Raw genomic sequence first — 19,251 nt, 5'->3', positions numbered from 1 at the left:
ATCACTCCGGCTCGTTGCCGGATTTACGGCCCAGCATAAAGTCAGTGGTGATGCCTTCGTAGGACATGTGCGTCATCAATCCGTCTACGGCGTGCGGCAGGTTGTGACAGTGGTTCATCCAGATGCCGGGGTTGTCGGCTTTGAATGCCACTTCGTAGGATTCGCCGGGCAGCACATCAAGCGAATCAGTCCACCACGGCGATCCAGTAGACGGCGCGCCGTCGCGAGAAAGCACCAGGAAATGATGCCCGTGCAGATGCATCGGGTGCACTACCGACGACTTGTTTCGGATCTCCATGGCAATCACCTCACCTTCGCTGACCATAAACGGCGGAACTGAGTGGCCAGTCGCGCCATTGACGGTCCACCAATACCCCGGTTTCCCGTTGAGGAAACCCGGCCGGCGGTTGATCACGTAATTAAAGTGCTGGTCGGCCTGCGTTGGGTCGAAGCCCACATCCGCCTGTGCACCGTAGCTCAGCAGGTCGAGTTCTTGAGCCGGTGCGGGAATACTCGCAGGATCACCGGAGCCAAGAATCAGTGAAATGCCCGGGGATTGCACACGCACCGCGCCGGACTCGGGAACAGTGACTTCCAGGTCCGCTCGCCCACCAGCACCTAACCGAACCTTCTGGTCGCTAAATTCTGTCGGCCCATTTAACTCATAGCCGTCGACGGCTAAAACGCGCGCCTGCGGAGTCCACACGAACACCGAGGGGTTATCGGTATTGATCACCCGCACGCGCCACACGCTCCCGGGTTCCGCAGCAATTCTCTGCTCCGCACCCTGACCAGCAATAATACGTGTTTCACCGGGATAGGTATGCAATGGCAGCGTGACCTCGTGCGCAGCCGACTCGCCCGCCGGCGACACAACAATCACGCCGAAGAGCCCACCAACTACCTGGCGATTCGAGACCTGATGCGAGTGATACCAATAGGTCCCGGGATCGTCGACAATGAATCGGTACGTGAATGATTCCCCAGGCCCGACCGCATTCTGAGTCACTCCCGCCACCCCATCCATCGCAGCCGGCACATCGATACCGTGCCAGTGCAATGTTGCACCTTCGGCGATATCAGCATTGCGGAATTCAACTTCCACCATCTCCCCTTGCACGGCCCTGATTTCAGGTCCCGGCGAAGCACCGTTCAGGGTATAGCGGCCCGAAGAATCCACCCGCGCCTCAAGGTGCAGCTGGACATCGGCGGGGCGGGCGGGGTCGTCGATAAGCGATGCGACATCCGTCGACGCACTGACAACACTGCCGTGCCCGTGGCCGTAACCACCCTTCGGCGCGATGGAGTATGCGCCGGGCGCGAGGCTCAAAAACCAGAAGAGGCCGAGTCCGATAAGCCCCAAGATGATGGCGGTGAGAAGGATTCGCCGAAGGATCTTGGGGCCTCGGGTTGGGGTTTTCATGTCATTTCATGGCAGCGGGCTGCCGATCGAAGTTCTCGGGGTGGTCTTGCATCTTGCTCATTCGCCCAGGTGACTGCTTCCCCATGTACTGCGCCGCCCACAGGGCCGCTCCGAAGATCAGCAGCGCATTAGCGCCGTGCAGCAGCGCGAGGAAAGTCATTTGCGGCGCGGTGAGGCCGAGCGTGACTTGGATCGCGATCAGCACCGCCACCAGCACCGCGAGGTAGAGACCCCGCTTGGTGTGCGTGAAGTAGCCAACCACGACAAGCGCGATACCGACCAGCGGAATAAGGTACATGCCGTTCATGGCGTGAATAATAATTCCGGCAATCTCGGGGAATTGCATGCCACTCCCGCCACTCGTGTCGAGGGTTCCGCCACTTTCGAGATACGCTGAGGCACCCGCGGAGAACCAGGCGTGGGTCGCGGCTTGGACGATCACGAGGGCAGCGATGAGCCAGGCCAAGACGCGGTATGTCATTTTCATTTTTAACTCCTTGAATTTGTTGAGCACAAGCGTGCTTGGAATAGGTGCGATAGACGTGCCGCAATGAATTCAAGGAAAGCCAAGACAAAGCCTGGTAAAATGATTCGATATACGAACCATTTTAATTCGAAGGTCGAAGTAAATCAATGGCAATTTCCACCGCGTTACTCATGTTCATCTCGCATCGCAGCGCCGAAGCCCGCATCTTAGAAGTGGTCATGGAGGCCGGCCACGACATCACGCCGGCACAGGCAAGGCTTTTAGCGCGTATCGACGATCAGGGGACCCGCATCGGCGACCTCGCCGATTACGCCCAGATCACCAGACAAACGGCGACGGCGCTCGTCGATAGGCTGGAGCAGGCGGGATACGTGCACCGGGCGCCCGACCCGGAGGACGGTCGAGGAAAACTAGTCACCCTGAGCGATTTCACCCGCGAGAATATTTTGCCGCTCGCACGCGAAAAGGAGCGCGCCATCGAGGAAGAATGGGCGGAACATCTGGGGGCGGAGCGCATGCAGCAGCTGCGCGTAACACTCGAAGACCTGCGCAAAATCACGGACTCAAGCATTCCTAACTAAATGTTCATGCCATATTAATCCGATTTACATTCATATCACCTACGGTCCTTATGACTGCCCTTTTGGACAGCACACTCTATTTCCCGTAGGAGAATATATGGCATTTTCCCGCCGTTCATTCATTACCGCAGCCAGCCTCACAGTCGCTGGCCTCGCAATACCTTCTTCCGCGCAAGCACTTTCCTCTTCCTCCTCGACTTCTTCCGGCTCCAGCTTTGGTGGCCTGCTCGCAGAGCGTCCAAAGATCACACACGGTGTCGCGTCCGGCGATATGCGTACCGACGGCGGTCTGATCTGGACCCGCACCGACCGTCCGTCGCGTATGGTCGTCGCAACGTCCGCGACCGAGGATTTCCGCAATGTCCGCGAGTTCCGCTCAACGCAGCTGCTCACCCCTGACACCGACGGCACCGGCTCCGTCCGCCTCACTGGCCTTGAACCTGGCCAGGACGTGCACTACCGCGTGCACCTCGAGGATGCCGAAACTGGCCGTACGTCCGAGCCTGTTATCGGCGTGTTCCGCACCGCTCCAACACAGGCACACGACATCCGTTTCCACTGGTCAGCAGACGTTGCAGGCCAGGGCTTCGGCATCAACCCTGACATCGGCGGCATGATCGGCTGGAAGGCCATGGCCGAGCGCAACCCGAACTTCTTCCTGCATTCCGGCGACGTTATCTACGCCGATGCCCCCATCGAAGAAACCGTCGCCCTGCCGGACGGCCAGATCTGGCGCAACATCACCTCCGAGGCCAAGTCGAAGGTTGCAGAAACCCTCGACGAGTACCGCGGCCAGTACGCTTACAACTTGCTCGATGACAACTACCGCGCCTTCAACGCGCAGGTGCCACAGATTGTGCAGTGGGACGACCACGAAACAACCAACAACTGGTACCCAGGCGAGATCCTTGACGACGCGCGCTACACCGAAAAAAGCATCGATGTCCTCTCGGCCCGCTCCTACCAGGCATTCAAGGAATGGCAGCCTATCGACGAAGAACTCGCCGTGGATGGCCGCATCTACCGCAAGGTCTCCTATGGTCCCCTGCTGGACATCTTCGTCTTGGACATGCGTACCTACAAGGATGCCAACGACAAGCACCATTCCGGCGAGACCGAAGCTGGCTGGATTCTCGGCGAGCAGCAGCGCAATTGGCTGATCAATGGCGTTAAGAATTCCACCGCGGTATGGAAGGTCATCGCTAACGACCTACCATTGGGCATCATCGTTCCCGACGGTGATTTCCAGGAGGGTGTTGCTTCTGGCACTCCAGGCGCACCTGTGGGCCGCGAGGCAGAGCTGGCAACAGTTATCTCCGCAATCAAGGACGTTGACAACATCGTCTGGCTCACCGCCGACGTGCATTACGCCGCAGCCCACGAGTACAGCCCAGAGCGCGCCGCGTTCCAGGACTTCTCCCCATTCTGGGAGTTCGTCGCAGGCCCGCTCAACGCAGGTGGCTTCGGCCCCAACGAGATGGATTCCACCTTCGGCCCACGCGTGGATTTCTTCCACGGCCCAAGCTACGTCAGCGAGTCTCCCCTCTCCGATATTCAGCACTTCGGCGAGGTAGACATCAATGCGGAAACCAAGGAATTCACCGTCCGCATCATCACCACCCGCGGCAACATCTTGTACACCAAGACCCTTCCCGCTGCCTAAACGCTTAAACCACCACAACTTCTAGGAGAAAAACATGTCTGAAAATTCCCGCGCGTTCGATCGTCGTAAATTTCTTGTCGGCGGAACCACCCTCGGCGCCGCTGCCCTCGCAGCCTTCAACGCACCTGCCCAGGCTCAGTCCAGCTCTAACGGCCGCGGCCCACTGTCCAGCGGACGCCCAGGCCCAGCGGCCGGCGAAGCAAAGCTGAAGTTCAACAGCGACGGCCGCTTCAAGATCGTCCAGTTCAACGACACCCAGGACGATCACCTGACCGATAAGCGCACGATCGAGTTCATGGGGAAGGTCCTCGATCAGGAGAAGCCAGATTTCGCACTCATCAACGGCGACGTTATCACCGGCGGCCCAACCACCAACGAGCAGGTCTACCAAGCCATCAACAACGTGGTGCTGCCAATGGAAGAGCGCGGCGTCAAGTGGGCGCTGACCTTCGGCAACCACGACGAAGACTCCACCGAGGAAAACGGCACCACCGTGTACGAGCCTGAGATGGTGGAGTTCATCCGTCAGTACAAGCACAACCTCAACGCAATTGACGACGAGGTCTATGGCCACTCAAATACCCACCTGCTGGTCAACGGCTCGAACTCGAACGTGCCTGCGTTTGCGATCTGGATGCTCGACTCCAACAACTACATCCACGAGGGTCAACTTGCTGGCCAGTCGCTCGACGAGCTGCCAGGCTACGATTACATCCGCACCGACCAGATTGCCTGGTACCGCGAGAACTCCATCGCCACCGAGGAGCGCTACGGCAAGAAGATCCCGGGCCTGATGTACTTCCACATCCCCACCTACGAGCACCGCGACATGTGGTTCGGCGGCCCGTACAACAACACCGAGGAACAGCACCAGGCAGCAGTTGCGCTGCACGGTATTGAAGGCGTCATGAACGAGGGCGTTTACGTCGGCGATTTCAACTCCGGCATCTACTCCGCTGTGCGCGAGCGCGGCGACGTGCTGGGCATTTACTGCGGCCACGACCACATCAACACCTTCCACGGCAACTACTTCGGCGTGGAGCTGGGCTACGGTCCTGGCACCGGCTTTGGCCCTTATGGTCTCAACGACGGCACCTGGGACGAGCACACCCTGCGCGGTGCCCGCGTGTTCGAGCTCAACGAAAACACCGAGCGCGTCTACGAGTCCACCCGCCTCGTTTTCGCGAAGGATCTCGGTCTGAATATGAACCCTGAGCGACAGAAGATCGCCGAGCCATACCCATTCCCGAACTACGTTAAGGCCGGAGCTTAAGTGCTCTAGGGCTCCGACGTGGGCATCGGCGCCCGCCGGGGTCGGTTTCATGTCAGATCATGGCGGCGGGGCGCGATTCGAGGTTCTCTGGGTGATCAGTCATCCGGCGGCTAGACATTTGCGTACTCATGTAGCGCTCGGCGAACAGGGCCGTGGCAAAGATCAACATCGCATTGATGCCATGGAGCAGACCAAGCAGCGCGAGCTGTGACCCGGTGAAGCCCAGCACCACCTGAGCCACGACAAGTACCAGCAAAACCGCAGCGAACGCTAGTCCGTATTTCGTGTGAGTAAGGTACCCGATAACAACGAAAACCACCGCTACCAGTGGAATCAGGACCGCACCGTTCGCTGCGTGGATAATAATGCCCCAGACCTCTGGATACTGCATTCCGCTGTCGCCGGAGGGGTCGGGTACGCCTCCATTTGCCATATAGATGCCGACCCCGACGGAGAACCAAGCATGCATAGCGGCCTGCACGATAACAAGCGCCGCGATGATCAAAGCGAAAACGCGGTAAGTAATTTTCATGGGAAACTCCTTGATTGTGAGCGCGCGAAAGCGCGACGATTTGCGAAACTAAACCTGCGCTATCAATCCAGGAACCCCGATAAATTATTTCGATATACGAATTAGTATAGTTCGATTATCGAAGTGAAACAATGAACGATGTGGAACCGTAACCATGTCCACAGGCGCCCGCACGAAAAATCAAGCGAGCGCGATCGTCGTCCAGCGCTGCCTACACCAACCGGATCATCGCCACGCCGGCAACAATAACCAGGATGCCGATGATCTGGATTGGTGCGACGCGGCGTTTGTGACCCCCAAGGAGCCCAAACTGGTCGATGAGCAGGCTGGACACCATCATGCCCAGCAGCATCAGCACGACCGTCATGCCCGTGCCCACGATCGGCCCCAAAAACGCGGTGCCAAAAACAATCGTCGCACCGAGCACACCGCCGAGCCACATCCACCAGGGGTTTTTCTCGCCCGCGCCGTCGATGCCGCGCCACGGGGTCCGCGTCAGCAGGAGCAGGAGAAAGAGGACAGACGCGCCCACCGCGAACGAGACCAGCGCGGCCTGAACGGGCGAGCCCAGTACGGTGCCCAGCCTGCCGTTGACCGAGACCTGCATCGCCGCGCACGCACCCATGACTAGGCCGAACGCACGCCACAGCCACACCATCGCGCCCCGCCCTTCACCCGATTTCGCTTCACGACGATCGAACGCCCCCACCGTGGCCAGCGCCCCTACCAACACCGCCACGGCACCGAAGAAACGCACCCACGTCAGCTCAATGTGCGGGGATCCAAACAGGCCAAAGGAATCGATGAGTAGGCCCATAAAGATCTGGCCACTGAGCGGAAGAATCACCGTCTGCACGCTACCGACCCGCGGAAACAGCAAAATGTTGCCGGTCAGCACCACCACACCAAGCGCACCACCGGTAAAAATCCACCAGGGCTGACCTGCAGTCAGCGTGAAGCGTCCTGGTTTTCGTTCCGCTTATTGAACGCCCAACGGCTGGGCGTGTGATTGTTGATAGTAGGCGTCTTCCATCTCTTGTGGGGTGATGTATCCCAATGACTCGTGCAGGCGGTGGTTGTTCCACCAGTACACCCAGCGAAGGGTCGCGATCTCGACTTCCCCAACCGACGCCCACGGCCGGTGGGGATAGATCAGCTCGGTCTTGTAGAGACCGTTGACCGTTTCCGCCAACGCGTTGTCGTAGGAATCGCCGACGGTGCCAACGGACGGATCGATCCCAGCTTGAGCAAGTGCCTCACCGTAGCGGATGGACACGTACTGCGAGCCGCGATCGCTGTGGTGGACAAGTCCTTCAGCACGAAGATCACCTGCGTGATAAAGAGCGTGCTCAAAAGCCTCAAGAGGCAGCTCATCGGTGCGCATGCTCGCCCTGGTGGCAACCCCGACAATCTTGCGGGAGTACACATCGGTGATGAACGCGGTGTACGCAAACCCCGACAGGGTGCGCACGTAGGTGATGTCAGCGACCCACAGCCGGTGCGGCGCTGACGCGGTGAAGTCACGATTGACCAGATCAGGACGACAATCCGGGACATCAGCCCGAAGCGTTGTGATCGGAGTGCGGCCCCTTCTGCGGCCTTGGATGCCGGCGAGTTTCATCAACCGTGCCGTCTGATCACGACCGATGTCCCAGCCGGCGCGCTGCATGGCCTTCCACATCTTGCGTACCCCGTACACGCTGAAGTTGTCCTCGAAGACTCTCACCAATTCGGGGATAAGCAGCGCGTCTGACAAGCTCCTGGCCGACGGGGCTCGTGTTTTCGCTGCTCGGTAGCCGCGAGAGGTGATAAACCCACATTCTGTCTGCCTTAACGTGCGACAGATGGCCTCGACCCCGAAGCGATCGCGATACGTGTCGATGTATTCGATCATCTTCTGGTGGGACGGTCGAGTTCCGCTGCGAAAAAAGCTGACGCGGTCTTCAAGATCTCGTTCGCCCTGCGCAGCTCTTTGTTCTCCTGCCGCAGACGTTTCAGTTCGTCGTCAACCGACTCGCCAGTGCTCCGCTGAACGTCGGGGGACGCTTTGACAGGTTTCAACCAGTTGTTGAGCGTGTGCGCCGAGACGCCGAGCTTCTCGCCGATCTCCTCCGCCGCCGCCCACTTCGAACACCCCTCAAGCTCAACGAGCTCCTCGGCTAACCTCACCGCCTTGTCCTTGAACTCGTCACTGAACTTCCTAGGCATGATCCAATCCTCCTCTAGAAACGATCGGAACTAAACCCAGGACGCTTCAGCGAAAAGTCAGGCACCGGCCGACCAGTGGTCACCCACGACGCCACCACCAGCGCGATCGTTCCCACCAAAAAGGAAATGAACGACGCCATCAGCGGCGAACCCACCGACATGCGCAGTCGGTTATTCACCGAGGTCTGAATCGGCATCAGGGCACCGATTCCCACTCCAAATAGCATCGCAAGCATGGCGCCATAGTAGCGCTTTACCCCCGCCCCTTCCCTTTAGGTCAACATGACTGTAAGGTGACCCAGAACATAAAGTCGATCTGACCTTAAGGGGGCGAATGTGAAAATAGCTGTCTCTACAGTGATCTTTTCGCTGCGCCCCGACGACGCCGGCACACCCTCACTGTGGGCACCGTTTGTCTTGCGCACCCGCGCTCCCCACCTCGGCCAGTGGGCACTTCCCGGCGGCTGGCTCCCCGCAGATGAGGAACTCGAAGCCGCTGCAGCCCGCACCCTCGGCGAAACCACCGGTCTTCGCCCCAGCTACCTCGAGCAGCTCTACACCTTCGGTGGCGTCGACCGCTCCCCCACCGGCCGCGTCGTCTCCGTGGTCTATTGGGCGCTCGTGCGTGGAAGCGAGGTCGAACGCGCCGAACCGGAAGAAAACGTCCAGTGGTTTCCCGCCGATCACCTGCCCGGCCTCGCCTTCGACCACAACGCCATCGTCGATTACGCGCTTGAGCGCCTGCGCACGAAGATGGGCTACGCCGATATCGCGCACCGCTTCCTCGGCGACACCTTCACCATCACGCAGCTGCGCGGCGTCCACGAGGCAGTGCTCGGCCACAAGCTCGATGCCGCCAACTTTCGAAGATCCGTGGCCACCTCTCCGGATCTCATTGACACCGGCGAAGTCATAAGCGGCACCCCGCACAGACCACCCAAGCTGTATCGCTTCGCCACCCCACCAACGAAAGACTAAATCATGACCATCACCGATGCCTCCGTCGACCACTTACTCCAGCAAGGTAGCGCCTCGTGTTCCACGGAGCTCAAGGACGGGCCTTGGCTTCTCGACGACCCGAGCGCCCCACAAAGCTACGGCCCCGGAGCGTCTCTCTCGGATCCTTTGCCGCTGAGCACGCCGCGTCAACAGGTGCTGCCGGAGCAGTACCAGCACGCGAGCGAGGAAGAACTCCACGATCGCATCCGCGCCGCAAAGGAAACCCTCGGCGAGAAGGTAGTCATCCTCGGCCACTTCTACCAGCGCGACGAGGTAATTCAGCACGCGGATTTCGTCGGCGACTCTTTCCAGCTGGCCCGCGCGGCGAAGTCCAAGCCTGAGGCCGAAGCCATCGTGTTCTGCGGCGTGCACTTTATGGCTGAGACCGCTGACCTGCTCTCCACCGACGAGCAGTCCGTTATCCTGCCGAACCTCGCAGCCGGCTGCTCCATGGCAGACATGGCGGATCTGGAATCAGTGGAAGAGTGCTGGGAGCAGCTCGAAGAAATATACGGTACTGAAACCGACGCGCAGGGTCGCGTGCCGGTGATTCCGGTGACGTACATGAATTCGTCTGCTGCGTTGAAGGGCTTCGTCGGCAAGCATGGCGGTATTGTGTGCACTTCGTCGAACGCTGCTGCCGTGTTGGAGTGGGCTTTTGAGCGCGGGCAGCGCGTGCTGTTTTTCCCGGATCAGCATCTGGGGCGCAACACGGCGAAGGCGATGGGCATTTCGCTGGATGAGATGCCGATGTGGAATCCTCGCAAGCCGCTCGGCGGCAACACGGTCGAGGAGTTGCAAAACGGCAAGGTGCTGCTCTGGCATGGTTTTTGCTCGGTGCACAAGCGTTTTAGCGTGGCGCAGATTAAAAAGGCGCGCGCCGAGCACCCCGATGTGCACGTGATTGTGCACCCCGAGTGCCCGATGCCTGTCGTCGATGCCGCGGATTCGGCCGGCTCCACCGACTTCATTGTCAAGGCGATCCAGGCAGCTCCGGCGGGCTCGACGTTTGCCATCGGCACCGAGATCAACCTGGTGCAGCGCCTTGCCGCGCAGTACCCAGAGCACACGATTTTTTGCCTTGACCCGGTGATTTGCCCCTGCTCTACGATGTATCGCATCCACCCCGGCTACCTCGCCTGGGTGCTCGAAGAGCTGGTCGAGGGCCGCGTGGTCAACCAGATTACTGTCGACGATTCCGTCGCCGCCCCCGCCACTGTTGCCCTCGAGCGGATGCTGTCCGTCGCTCCAAGCTCGCAAGCTCAGAAGTAAGGAAAACATGATCGATCACCGCACCATCGAACGAATCGTCGGCTCAGCTCTCGACGAGGACGCGCCCTGGGGAGACTTAACCTCCGAGGCCCTCGTGCCCGCCGATGCCCAGGCGCGCGCCGAACTCACCGCCCGCGAGCCCGGCACTTTCAGCGGCGTGCAGCTGCTGACCACCACCTTCGCGCTCGTCGACCCTACAGTCGCCGTGGAGCTGCACATCACAGACGGCGAGACCTTCGACAAAGGACAGTCGCTGGCCACCATTGAAGGCTCCGCGCGCTCCATCCTGCGTGCCGAGCGCATCGCGCTGAATTTCGTGCAGCGCATGTCCGGCATCGCCACCCAGACCGCCCGCTACGTCGCAGCCGCGCATGGCACCCGCATCGCCGATACCCGCAAAACCACCCCTGGCCTGCGCTTACTCGAGCGCCAGGCGGTGCGCGACGGCGGCGGCCACAACCACCGCTCCTCGCTATCGGATGCCATCTTGGTCAAGGACAACCACCTCGCCGCCGTCGGTTCCGACATCACCGAAGCGCTCAAAGCAATGCGAGCAAAAGTGCCCCACACCACCCACATCGAAGTCGAGGTCGACCGCATCGACCAGATCGAACCGGTTCTCGCCGCAGGTGTGGACACCATCATGCTGGACAATTTCAGCATCGATGAGCTGCGCGAAGGCGTCGCGCTGGTCAATGGCCGCGCGCTCATCGACGCCAGCGGCGGCATCACCCTCGAGCGCATCCCGGAGATCGCGGCCACCGGCGTGGACCTGATTTCGGTCGGCGCGCTGACGCATTCGGTCCGCGCGCTCGACCTTGGGCTGGATTTCCACTAGATGATTTATTTGGACAATGCGGCGACGACGGCGCCTCGTCGTGAAGCGATCGAAGCGATGTGGCCGTACCTGACCAGCGACTTCGGCAACCCATCCTCGCAACACCGCGTCGGGCACGCGGCCGCCGAAGGCCTCAAGGCCGCGCGGAAGTCGGTCGCGGAATCGCTGGGCGCGCGTGCCTCGGAGATCATTTTCACCTCAGGCGGCACCGAAGCCGACAACCTGGCCATCAAGGGCATCGCCTTGGCAAATCCGCGCGGCAAACACATCGTGACCACGCGCCTCGAGCACGCCGCGGTCCTAGAATCAGTGGATTACCTGGTGCGATTCCACGGCTTCGAGGTCTCCTTCGCCGAGCCCGACGAGTTCGGCCGCATCACTCCCGCCGCCCTGCAAGCGGTTTTGCGCGAGGATACAACGCTGGTCAGCATCCATTTCGCGAACAACGAGATCGGCACGATCCAGCCGATCCGCGAGCTCGTCTCCGGAGTGCCCTTTCACACCGACGCCGTCCAGGCCGCGGGTTTGAACTTGAACGTCCGCGAGCTTGGCGTCGACGCGCTTTCCCTCTCCGGCCACAAACTCGGCGCGCCGAAGGGCACCGGCGTTCTGTGGGTGCGTGGCTCGGTCGCGCTCGAGCCGGTCCTGCACGGCGGTGGCCAGGAGCGGGGGCTGCGCAGCGGCACGGAAAATGTCGCCGGGGCCGTCGCGCTCGCCACGGCGCTGCGTCTTTCGCTTCACGACGATCACCTGCGCACAACTGGGCTTCGCGACAACTTCATCCGCACTGTATTAACTAGTGTTCCCGGCGCGCGCCTGACCGGGCATCCGACCGAGCGCGTACCCGGTTCGGCATCCTTCGTGTTCGAGGGCGTCGGCGGCGAGGCCGTGTTGCTCGAGCTGGAGGAACGCGGGATCATGTGCTCCTCGGGATCTGCCTGCGACGCCGATTCCGAGGATGCCTCGCCAGTACTTTTGGCCATTGGCATTCCAGAAGACTTGGCGCGCACGGCGGTGCGGTTCACTTTCTCTCCGACAACGACTGAGGAGGATGCGGAGACGGCGGCGCGGGCGGTTGTCGATGCGGTGGCCGCGGTGCGGGGGTTAGGCTAAAACCTCCCGCAACTCCGCCAACACCGCCCGCAGCTTTTCGCGCGAATGTGCGCCCAGCCCGATGACTATCCCGGCGCGCTCCGACCCACTCCAATAGTTGCTCAGGCCCTCGACCTCCAGCCCGCGGGCGTGGCAGGCGGCGATGGTTTCAGCCTCGTTGCCATCCAATTCGATCACGGCGTGCAGCCCGCCGTCCATGGCGATTCCGTCCGGGAAATATTCGGCAAAAATGGCTCTGCGCTGGGTGTATTCACGGCGCATCCGGGCGGTATGTTTGCGCACTCCGTCGGCTTCCAGGAAGTTGGCCACGGCGTCCTGGACGATTCCGGAAACGGGGAGGGCGTGGGCGAGCACGTCGTCGCGAAGCGAATCTGGCACCACGAGATAGCCGAGGCCGAGCGCCGGCGTGAGTGTTTTCGCAAACGAGCCAAGCAGTGCGACGGAGACGTTTGCGCCGAGGGCCGCAAGCGCGGGGTGGGTGCGGCGCAGCTCGGAATCGTAGTCATCTTCGGCGATGATCGCGCCGGAATTGCGCGCCCATTCGATCAGTTGCAGGCGCCGGGCCGCCGACATCTGCCTGCCCGTCGGATACTGATGATTCGGCATCACCAGCACCACCTTCGGCCGCACCTGCTCGAGCGTGGCAATGTCGATGCCCTCCTCGTCGACCGGCACTTTGATCACCTCGCGGCCGAGGCTGCGCGGAATCTCGTGCAGCGTGGGAAATCCGGGATCCTCCACGGCGACGGGGCCGTCGGTGGCCAGCATGATCAGTCGCAGGCCGTCGCGGGCACCGAGCGTGACGACGATCTGCTCTGGAGACACCGATACCGCACGCGTGAGACGCAGGTGTTCAGCCAATAACTCGCGCAACCTTTGGCTGCCGGGGACCGGATGCGCCTGCGGCGATGCTGCGGCAATGCGCCAGGCACTGCGCCACTCGCGGCTGGTCAGGGCGGCGGTTTCGGGAACGCCGGGGCGAAGATCACCCTTGGGCTTGGGTTTCTTCTTTGGGGCTGAGAGGGCGCGGCGTTCTTGGCGCAGTGGCTCGGGAAGCGCCGGGTTGACCGTGGTGCCCGCGGGCGAGGTGATCAGGTAGCCCTCGCCGGTGAGCTGTTCGTAGGCCGCGACCACGCTTCCGCGCGAGACCCCGTGTTGCTGGGCATAGAGCCTAGTCGAGGGCAGCGGGTCGCCGGGGCGCAGCGTACCTTCGGTAATTCGCTCGCGGATACGCTCGACGATATCGGCGGGGATACTCACGGTGCGCGCTCCTGTGGTCCAAATTTGTAGGCATTGTGTGGCCTTAACTTTAGACCGCTTCGCCCGTCAAGATGGAAACTATGCCGAAAACGACATTAAATAAGACTGATCTGACCAACTCGCTCAAGGGCGGAGTGATCATGGACGTGGTCACTCCCGAGCAGGCCCGCATCGCCGAAGATGCCGGTGCCGTGGCCGTCATGGCGCTTGAGCGCGTGCCCGCCGACATCCGCGCCGAGGGTGGCGTGGCGCGAGCCTCGGATCCCGACATGATCGAGGGCATCATCGCCGAGGTCTCCATCCCCGTCATGGCGAAGGCGCGCATCGGCCACTTCGTCGAAGCACAGGTTCTGGAGGCACTCGGCGTTGACTACGTCGACGAGTCCGAGGTGCTCTCCCCCGCCGACTACGTCAACCACATTGATAAGCGCGGGTTCAACACCCCGTTCGTGTGCGGTGCGACCAACCTCGGCGAAGCTTTACGACGAATCAACGAAGGCGCCGCCATGATCCGCTCCAAAGGCGAAGCGGGAACCGGGGATGTCTCCGAAGCCACAAAGCATATTCGCCAGATCCGTTCCGAGATTGCGGCGCTGTCGTCGTTAAGCGAAGACGAGCTCTACGTCGCCGCGAAGGACCTCGCTGCACCCTACGACCTGGTCAAGCAGGTCGCGGCCGAGGGCAAGCTGCCGGTCGCGCTGTTCGTGGCTGGCGGTGTGTCGACCCCGGCCGATGCCGCGATGATGATGCAGCTCGGCGCCGACGGCGTGTTTGTCGGCTCCGGCATTTTCAAGTCCGGCAATCCGGAGAAGCGCGCGGCGGCGGTGGTCAAGGCTGTGGCTAACTACAACGACGCTTCCGTGATTGCGAATGTGTCGCGCGGGCTCGGCGAGGCGATGGTGGGCATCAATGTTACTGATCTGCCGGCGCCGCACCGGTTGGCGGAGCGTGGGTGGTAGCTGCATCCGAAGACCCTTGAGAAAGCTCATCGCTTGGGTCTAAAATGGATGTACTGTATGCCTGTTGGCGTAGTTTTGGCGCATCTGGTCGCGAGGTCAAGTACCTCGCAGACATCAAAAGTTCCTAGTGTCGCATTCGATACTTGATTACCAATTGCACTCCCCTCATTGATCCAGAGAACTCGCAATGTCTTCCACCCTAACCGCCGGTATTTTCGAACACACCATCGATTCTCGCGCGCCAGGCCACTTCGTCGGAGCCCACAATGAGATCTGCAGTTCATGAAGCAGGAGGACTACCACCATGTTTCACATCGACCGGACCACCATTATTAACAGACCCGCAACCGAAGTTTTTGCCTTCGTCGCCGACCTGACCAATAGTCCGCTATGGGAGGAAGGTGTCGTAAGCGCGACTCGGGTCGGCGATCGTCCTCTCGGTGTCGGGACCGTGCACAAGTTCACACGCAATTTCGCGGGCCGTACCATACACTCGCAGTCGACCTTCGTCGAATACGAGGAGGGTAAGCACGTACGATTTGTTCTCGACAATCGCCCAATTAGCGGCTGGGCCTCCTATACCGTTAACGAAAAATCTCCTGGTGTCACTGAGCTCCGCGCAATTCTGGAAATGCGATTTTCGGGGCCAATGCGCATCCTTGAACCGGTAATGGAGCGACAGATCAGACGCTCGTTCGACCGCGAGTTCACAACCCTCAAGGAGCTGCTGGCATCGAATAACCGATAAACGGCCTCTGCAGCGCGCCCAGAAGTAGGATAGTGAGAAGCGCAAAACTGAGTTGCCCGCCTCACTACGAACGGTATCCATGAATCAGATCTACTTCGACGAACCGCAGACCCCTACGTGGGCCGATGTATTTCCGTGGATGGGTCCGCTCCCCTGGCGCAACGATCCGGCATCGGACACCAACTCCGAAGCGCTCGGCAGCATCGTGTCGTCCGCGGTCCGCAGCCACCGCACGCGCACCATTGCGGAGCTCTTTTCTTCGCTTCACGACGAGGTGCAGCTCCAGCGCCTGGACCTATCGGAGAAGGCCGAGCGCAATCTGCGCGCCCACGATATCTACACCGGCCGCGAGATCAAACCTTTAACTATTAGCGAGATCTCGGATTGGCGCGGATTTGGAGAAGGCGCTTTAACCAAGTTCCTCACGCAAATAGCAACGGCAACGGTCCGACATGCCCTCGAAGGCGACAGAGTCTGGAATCCGGGCGACGCGGTTCCGGAACCTGTTGCCCAGCACCGCCCTGCGGAGGAGATAGCGCAAGCCCTCGAAGACCTCGCAAAGTGGTTCATCGCAATTGGTGCACCCGATGTTCCCATGCTGTCGACCGAGGGCCAGTCGATGGGTACGGAGCGCACCACCGATATCCACGACGATTTTCTGTCGCTGACGGCACTTGACGTGCTCACCCCGGAGAAGCAACAGTCGCCCATCGCGTCTGTGTTCAGCGGAATCATCGAGGGGCTCGAAGAACGCCAGCTGCAGATCTTGGACCAGCGAGTTTTCTCGCGGGAGCCTCGAACCCTCGACGACATTGGCCAAGATTTTGACCTGACTCGCGAACGAGTCCGCCAGCTGGAAAAACAGGCAAAGGAACACATCGGTCAGGCCCTCGACGAGAGCGAAATCATGCAGGAACTTCTGGCCTTGATCGCTAGAAAGGTGCAGGAAATTCGGCCCCTTGAAGATCTCCTCCTTAGCTATCCAGCGCTGCGGGAGAATATTCACGGAACCGACAAGCCCTTGTGGTTTGTTCTGAGCCAGTTGGACCGCGACTATACCCGGTTCGATTACGTCATCGAGGATGGGTGGATCCTTCCCCGCGGGAAGAAAATTTCCATCGAACGCACCAAAGAAGCACTGCAGGCAGAAGCTAACGAATATGGCGTGCTGCCGATCGACCAGGTGGATATCGTCGCTACGCAAAATGTCAATGCCGACGAGGCGAATTTGTCCTGGCTAAAGTACTGCAAACTCATGGTTGACGATACCTATGTATATCTCAAAGCCGGGAAACACGGCGACCGGGTTGCCGCCATCCTCTCCATTAGCGGCACTCCCCTTGCCACCGAAGCGATCGAATCCAAGCTGCCAAATAAAGGAAATTTCCGCTCGGTACTCAACGCGATACAGGCCGACGAGCGGATCACCCGCGTCGACCGAGACGTGTATGCCCTCGCTGAATGGGGCATGCCCGCGTACGTTGGCATCAAGACCTCGATCCAGAACTACCTCGAGGACCACGACGGCGAAGCGCCTATCGGAGAAATGGTCAAAGACCTCACCTCAAAGTTCGATATTTCTCCTTCCAGCGTCCGCTCTTATGCCGCCGCCCTGCCTTTCAAAGTCGACGACGGTATCGTCTCTTTTGCCGAACCCGGCACACGCAGCAAGAAGCGCCCACAGGACACGGCCCGGCTATTCCGCACCGAACACGGTTGGAAATACCGCATCACGGTCAACGCCGATCACCTGCGAGGCAGCGGATTCGGGGTCCCGATGTCGTTCGCAACCATGCTGGATATGCAGTTTGGTGATCGTCGTGAATTTGCTCATCCCCTAGGGCACCAAACCGTTTCCTGGAACTCCAACATCGTCGCCACTGGCTCGATCCGACGCATTCTGCAGGACCAGAACATCCCTGAGGGCGCCGAAATCTTCCTCTACTTCGGCGACGACAACACCTTCGAAATCATCGAGGCGCAGAAACAGCCCCAAAACTTCCTGGCCGAACCGATGCAGGAGGTCGCGCGCCTTATCGACGCCCGCGAGGCCGAATCCTTCGACGATATCTACGCCACCCTTTGCCGTGCTGTCGGTGCCGCTCCGACGATCATGCCATTTCCGCTGGCCTCGCTCTTGCGCGCCAAGGGCGACACCGACATAGCAAAAGCGCTTGGCATCGCCGTTGACAACGCCAAGCGCTCACCGCGCTAAATGTTCGTCGTTGCTACGAAGGAGGTTAGCTCCGAAGGCCTGTTCGTGGGCTAGAGAATTTTAGAGTCGGGTAATACGGAAAGGCTCGCGGCTGCGGTGCTCAAGGCGGTGGAGACTACGACGATCCTGCCGTGAACGGGGAAGTGTCGCGCAGGCCCGGCGAGGCTATGTTGGGCATCAGCGTTACTGATCTGCTGGCGCCGCACCGGTTGGCGGAGCGTGGGTGGTAGAGCGGGCTACTCGCCGGCGGCTCGGCGCAGCCGTGAAGCAATCACTTCCACTGACGGATGATTTTCGGCGATGTCGAGTATCAACTCATACCAAGCGTCATCGTTAATAGCATCGTCGTTGATTCCATGAATCCGCAACATCAGTGCACCGAGCAGGACTCCCAGCCGCTTGTTACCATCGATCAGCGGGTGGTTGGATTCAACGCTTGAAATAAGCGCCGCAGTTTTTTGCCAGACATCTACGTAAAGGTCCTGCCCCGCGAATTGGGCCCAAGGACGTTCTAAAGCAGCTGAGAGCAGACCCCAGTCACGTGAATAAAAGCCGTTGCTCTCTAACCAAGGTCGGATTGTTTCAAGCTGAAAAAGCTCCTTCGGGTCGCTCACGCGTCACTCAATCGGTCCATAAGGTTCTTGCGCTTTTCGAAGATGTCGTCAAGTTCCCGCCCGACAGTCCGGCGCGCGTCTATGAGCTTCCACTGTTCACGAATCAGTCCTGTAATAACTTGCTGTTTCGAGCGACCAGTTGTTTCCGCCAAATCGGCCAATTGGCGCGCCTCTTCGTCTGTTAAACGGACATTAATGCTCATGTCTTGACGGTACCATTTTGGCACCATACAGAACTAGCCACATTACTGGGCAGAATCTATTTTTCCGAGCTAGAAATTTTTGAACTTCCTGTTCGCGTTATGAAATTAACTCTAATGGCACACTGACCAATACAGGCAAAATCGTTTTCTTCCTCAATCTCGAGCACCCCGATTCAAACAGGCGTTCTTAAATCCGTAATCGATGCCAGGTTTATTTCCAAGAAGAGTTCCTAGCTACCCAGACGTTCCTTCGTCACAATTGGAGTTTTTCCTTTTCAACTGCAGAATCGTGTAGTTTGAAACTTCAGTCAAAATTTGGTTCGATCCCTTCCCTAAGCATGAAGCTCCACTTAATCTGCTCAGTACGTTTCTTGAGGACTCAGAATCTCACCTCGAAACCGCTGTTTTCCTAGCCGGAGTTCTTGCTGAAAGATTTCACAAAACAGAGTTTAGAACGGTTTCAGATGAAGCTAGAAAAATGGCCGATCGGATTAATCCAAATGATCGTGGGAAAACTACTTTCTTTAAGCGCCTACTAGATCTGTACTTCAGAACCTCATCTGAAGTAAGAGCGCTACTAATTCCAAACTTAGACATCTGGAGCACAACCCAAGTAAATGCGCGAAACTCCGTAGCCCACGACGCGCACCTGAATGAAAACCAATATGTCAAGGCTCATGCAGCCGGTTTAACCACAATCGCTTTAGTGAGCATTCACTATCTTCAAATAATCGGCCTTAACCAGGACCAAATAGTTGATGCTATCGGTAAAGCCAAGTCCTTCCGCTCTTCAACCTATCTGGCTCAGGAACATCTCACTTAATCAATATTAGTTCCCGGACTCGGAAAAATTTATGAAAAAG

At 59.5% G+C, this 19,251-nt stretch carries 20 protein-coding genes and 1 pseudogene; 12 read left to right on the top strand and 9 right to left on the bottom strand.

The window, feature by feature from the left end:
- Position 1 precedes the first annotated feature (1 nt).
- The gene (locus ACXZ66_RS03680; protein WP_458750573.1) at positions 2 to 1,423 is read right to left on the bottom strand and encodes a multicopper oxidase family protein; all 1,422 of its coding nucleotides are present in this window, start codon (positions 1,421 to 1,423) and stop codon (positions 2 to 4) included.
- 1 nt (position 1,424) lies between these two features.
- Positions 1,425 to 1,910, bottom strand: coding sequence for a COX15/CtaA family protein (locus ACXZ66_RS03675; protein ID WP_458750572.1), 486 nt, complete (start codon positions 1,908 to 1,910; stop codon positions 1,425 to 1,427).
- A gap of 146 nt (positions 1,911 to 2,056) precedes the next feature.
- Between ACXZ66_RS03675 and ACXZ66_RS03670 the strand changes: the two genes are divergently transcribed.
- From ACXZ66_RS03670 to ACXZ66_RS03660, 3 genes are all read left to right on the top strand, one after another.
- A complete protein-coding gene (locus ACXZ66_RS03670; RefSeq protein ID WP_458750571.1) occupies positions 2,057 to 2,491 on the top strand; it encodes a MarR family winged helix-turn-helix transcriptional regulator in 435 nt (144 codons plus the stop codon).
- 97 nt (positions 2,492 to 2,588) lie between these two features.
- Positions 2,589 to 4,154: an alkaline phosphatase D family protein gene (locus tag ACXZ66_RS03665; protein WP_458750570.1), complete on the top strand. Its 1,566-nt coding sequence runs from the start codon at positions 2,589 to 2,591 to the stop codon at positions 4,152 to 4,154.
- Between the two features lie 34 nt (positions 4,155 to 4,188).
- A complete protein-coding gene (locus tag ACXZ66_RS03660) occupies positions 4,189 to 5,427 on the top strand; it encodes a metallophosphoesterase family protein (RefSeq protein WP_458750569.1) in 1,239 nt (412 codons plus the stop codon).
- 52 nt (positions 5,428 to 5,479) lie between these two features.
- Here ACXZ66_RS03660 and ACXZ66_RS03655 read toward each other — a convergent pair whose 3' ends face one another.
- The 4 genes from ACXZ66_RS03655 to ACXZ66_RS03640 all read right to left on the bottom strand — a co-directional run bounded on the left by ACXZ66_RS03655 (position 5,480) and on the right by ACXZ66_RS03640 (position 8,403).
- Positions 5,480 to 5,959, bottom strand: coding sequence for a hypothetical protein (locus ACXZ66_RS03655; RefSeq protein ID WP_458750568.1), 480 nt, complete (start codon positions 5,957 to 5,959; stop codon positions 5,480 to 5,482).
- Between the two features lie 211 nt (positions 5,960 to 6,170).
- The gene (locus ACXZ66_RS03650) at positions 6,171 to 6,911 is read right to left on the bottom strand and encodes a DMT family transporter (RefSeq protein WP_458751253.1); all 741 of its coding nucleotides are present in this window, start codon (positions 6,909 to 6,911) and stop codon (positions 6,171 to 6,173) included.
- Positions 6,912 to 6,938: 27 nt separating this feature from the next.
- A protein-coding gene (locus tag ACXZ66_RS03645; RefSeq protein WP_458750567.1) for an IS3 family transposase occupies positions 6,939 to 8,167 on the bottom strand; the annotation gives its coding sequence in 2 pieces (ribosomal slippage) (positions 6,939 to 7,891 and positions 7,891 to 8,167; 1,230 coding nt in all).
- 14 nt (positions 8,168 to 8,181) lie between these two features.
- Positions 8,182 to 8,403, bottom strand: a complete 222-nt coding sequence (locus tag ACXZ66_RS03640; RefSeq protein ID WP_458750566.1) for a DMT family transporter — start codon at positions 8,401 to 8,403, stop codon at positions 8,182 to 8,184.
- 100 nt (positions 8,404 to 8,503) lie between these two features.
- Between ACXZ66_RS03640 and ACXZ66_RS03635 the strand changes: the two genes are divergently transcribed.
- Genes ACXZ66_RS03635 through ACXZ66_RS03620 form a run of 4 tightly spaced genes read left to right on the top strand, consistent with a single transcriptional unit; the run spans position 8,504 to position 12,389 of the window.
- A complete protein-coding gene (locus tag ACXZ66_RS03635; RefSeq protein WP_458750565.1) occupies positions 8,504 to 9,145 on the top strand; it encodes an NUDIX hydrolase in 642 nt (213 codons plus the stop codon).
- 3 nt (positions 9,146 to 9,148) lie between these two features.
- Positions 9,149 to 10,438 carry a quinolinate synthase NadA gene (gene nadA, locus ACXZ66_RS03630; protein ID WP_458750564.1) on the top strand — a complete coding sequence of 430 codons (1,290 nt, stop codon included), beginning with the start codon at positions 9,149 to 9,151 and terminating at the stop codon, positions 10,436 to 10,438.
- 7 nt (positions 10,439 to 10,445) lie between these two features.
- A complete protein-coding gene (nadC, locus tag ACXZ66_RS03625) occupies positions 10,446 to 11,276 on the top strand; it encodes a carboxylating nicotinate-nucleotide diphosphorylase (protein WP_458750563.1) in 831 nt (276 codons plus the stop codon).
- Positions 11,277 to 12,389, top strand: a complete 1,113-nt coding sequence (locus tag ACXZ66_RS03620) for a cysteine desulfurase family protein (RefSeq protein ID WP_458750562.1) — start codon at positions 11,277 to 11,279, stop codon at positions 12,387 to 12,389.
- Here the strand turns inward: ACXZ66_RS03620 and pdxR are convergent.
- Complete coding sequence (pdxR, locus tag ACXZ66_RS03615) at positions 12,381 to 13,649, bottom strand: MocR-like pyridoxine biosynthesis transcription factor PdxR (RefSeq protein ID WP_458750561.1); 1,269 nt, start codon at positions 13,647 to 13,649, stop codon at positions 12,381 to 12,383. The two genes, ACXZ66_RS03620 and pdxR, sit on opposite strands and share 9 nt — an antisense overlap.
- A gap of 71 nt (positions 13,650 to 13,720) precedes the next feature.
- Between pdxR and pdxS the strand changes: the two genes are divergently transcribed.
- The 4 genes and pseudogenes from pdxS to ACXZ66_RS03595 form a co-directional block, all read left to right on the top strand.
- Positions 13,721 to 14,608 carry a pyridoxal 5'-phosphate synthase lyase subunit PdxS gene (gene pdxS / locus ACXZ66_RS03610; protein WP_458750560.1) on the top strand — a complete coding sequence of 296 codons (888 nt, stop codon included), beginning with the start codon at positions 13,721 to 13,723 and terminating at the stop codon, positions 14,606 to 14,608.
- Between the two features lie 304 nt (positions 14,609 to 14,912).
- Positions 14,913 to 15,356: an SRPBCC family protein gene (locus ACXZ66_RS03605; protein ID WP_458750559.1), complete on the top strand. Its 444-nt coding sequence runs from the start codon at positions 14,913 to 14,915 to the stop codon at positions 15,354 to 15,356.
- 79 nt (positions 15,357 to 15,435) lie between these two features.
- Positions 15,436 to 17,571 (top strand): sigma factor-like helix-turn-helix DNA-binding protein, encoded by a 2,136-nt coding sequence (locus ACXZ66_RS03600; RefSeq protein WP_458750558.1) that lies wholly within the window; start codon positions 15,436 to 15,438, stop codon positions 17,569 to 17,571.
- A gap of 33 nt (positions 17,572 to 17,604) precedes the next feature.
- Positions 17,605 to 17,801, top strand: a pseudogene (locus ACXZ66_RS03595) (pyridoxal 5'-phosphate synthase lyase subunit PdxS); the annotation flags it as partial.
- A 6-nt stretch (positions 17,802 to 17,807) separates the two neighbouring features.
- Here the strand turns inward: ACXZ66_RS03595 and ACXZ66_RS03590 are convergent.
- Both ACXZ66_RS03590 and ACXZ66_RS03585 read right to left on the bottom strand, forming a co-directional pair.
- On the bottom strand, positions 17,808 to 18,185 hold the full coding sequence (locus tag ACXZ66_RS03590; RefSeq protein WP_458750557.1) for a type II toxin-antitoxin system death-on-curing family toxin: 378 nt from the start codon (positions 18,183 to 18,185) through the stop codon (positions 17,808 to 17,810).
- On the bottom strand, positions 18,182 to 18,388 hold the full coding sequence (locus ACXZ66_RS03585; RefSeq protein ID WP_458750556.1) for a hypothetical protein: 207 nt from the start codon (positions 18,386 to 18,388) through the stop codon (positions 18,182 to 18,184). The genes ACXZ66_RS03590 and ACXZ66_RS03585 overlap by 4 nt, the downstream gene beginning before the upstream one ends.
- A 478-nt stretch (positions 18,389 to 18,866) precedes the next feature.
- On the opposite strand from ACXZ66_RS03585, the gene ACXZ66_RS03580 reads away from it, so the two are divergent.
- Complete coding sequence (locus ACXZ66_RS03580) at positions 18,867 to 19,211, top strand: hypothetical protein (protein WP_458750555.1); 345 nt, start codon at positions 18,867 to 18,869, stop codon at positions 19,209 to 19,211.
- Positions 19,212 to 19,251 lie beyond the last annotated feature (40 nt).

Source organism: Corynebacterium sp. S7 (genome assembly GCF_054401105.1).
The sequence above is the reverse complement of the archived record's forward strand: the minus strand, read 5'-3'. Positions and strand labels throughout refer to the sequence as shown.

Coding starts and splice junctions, on each gene's coding strand:
- ACXZ66_RS03680 (WP_458750573.1), bottom strand. CDS start 1,423: ATGAAAACCCCAACCCGAGGCCCCAAGATCCTTCGGCGAATCCTTCTC.
- ACXZ66_RS03675 (WP_458750572.1), bottom strand. CDS start 1,910: ATGAAAATGACATACCGCGTCTTGGCCTGGCTCATCGCTGCCCTCGTG.
- ACXZ66_RS03670 (WP_458750571.1), top strand. CDS start 2,057: ATGGCAATTTCCACCGCGTTACTCATGTTCATCTCGCATCGCAGCGCC.
- ACXZ66_RS03665 (WP_458750570.1), top strand. CDS start 2,589: ATGGCATTTTCCCGCCGTTCATTCATTACCGCAGCCAGCCTCACAGTC.
- ACXZ66_RS03660 (WP_458750569.1), top strand. CDS start 4,189: ATGTCTGAAAATTCCCGCGCGTTCGATCGTCGTAAATTTCTTGTCGGC.
- ACXZ66_RS03655 (WP_458750568.1), bottom strand. CDS start 5,959: ATGAAAATTACTTACCGCGTTTTCGCTTTGATCATCGCGGCGCTTGTT.
- ACXZ66_RS03640 (WP_458750566.1), bottom strand. CDS start 8,403: ATGCTTGCGATGCTATTTGGAGTGGGAATCGGTGCCCTGATGCCGATT.
- nadA (WP_458750564.1), top strand. CDS start 9,149: ATGACCATCACCGATGCCTCCGTCGACCACTTACTCCAGCAAGGTAGC.
- nadC (WP_458750563.1), top strand. CDS start 10,446: ATGATCGATCACCGCACCATCGAACGAATCGTCGGCTCAGCTCTCGAC.
- ACXZ66_RS03620 (WP_458750562.1), top strand. CDS start 11,277: ATGATTTATTTGGACAATGCGGCGACGACGGCGCCTCGTCGTGAAGCG.
- pdxS (WP_458750560.1), top strand. CDS start 13,721: ATGGAAACTATGCCGAAAACGACATTAAATAAGACTGATCTGACCAAC.
- ACXZ66_RS03605 (WP_458750559.1), top strand. CDS start 14,913: ATGTTTCACATCGACCGGACCACCATTATTAACAGACCCGCAACCGAA.
- ACXZ66_RS03600 (WP_458750558.1), top strand. CDS start 15,436: ATGAATCAGATCTACTTCGACGAACCGCAGACCCCTACGTGGGCCGAT.
- ACXZ66_RS03585 (WP_458750556.1), bottom strand. CDS start 18,388: ATGAGCATTAATGTCCGTTTAACAGACGAAGAGGCGCGCCAATTGGCC.
- ACXZ66_RS03580 (WP_458750555.1), top strand. CDS start 18,867: ATGGCCGATCGGATTAATCCAAATGATCGTGGGAAAACTACTTTCTTT.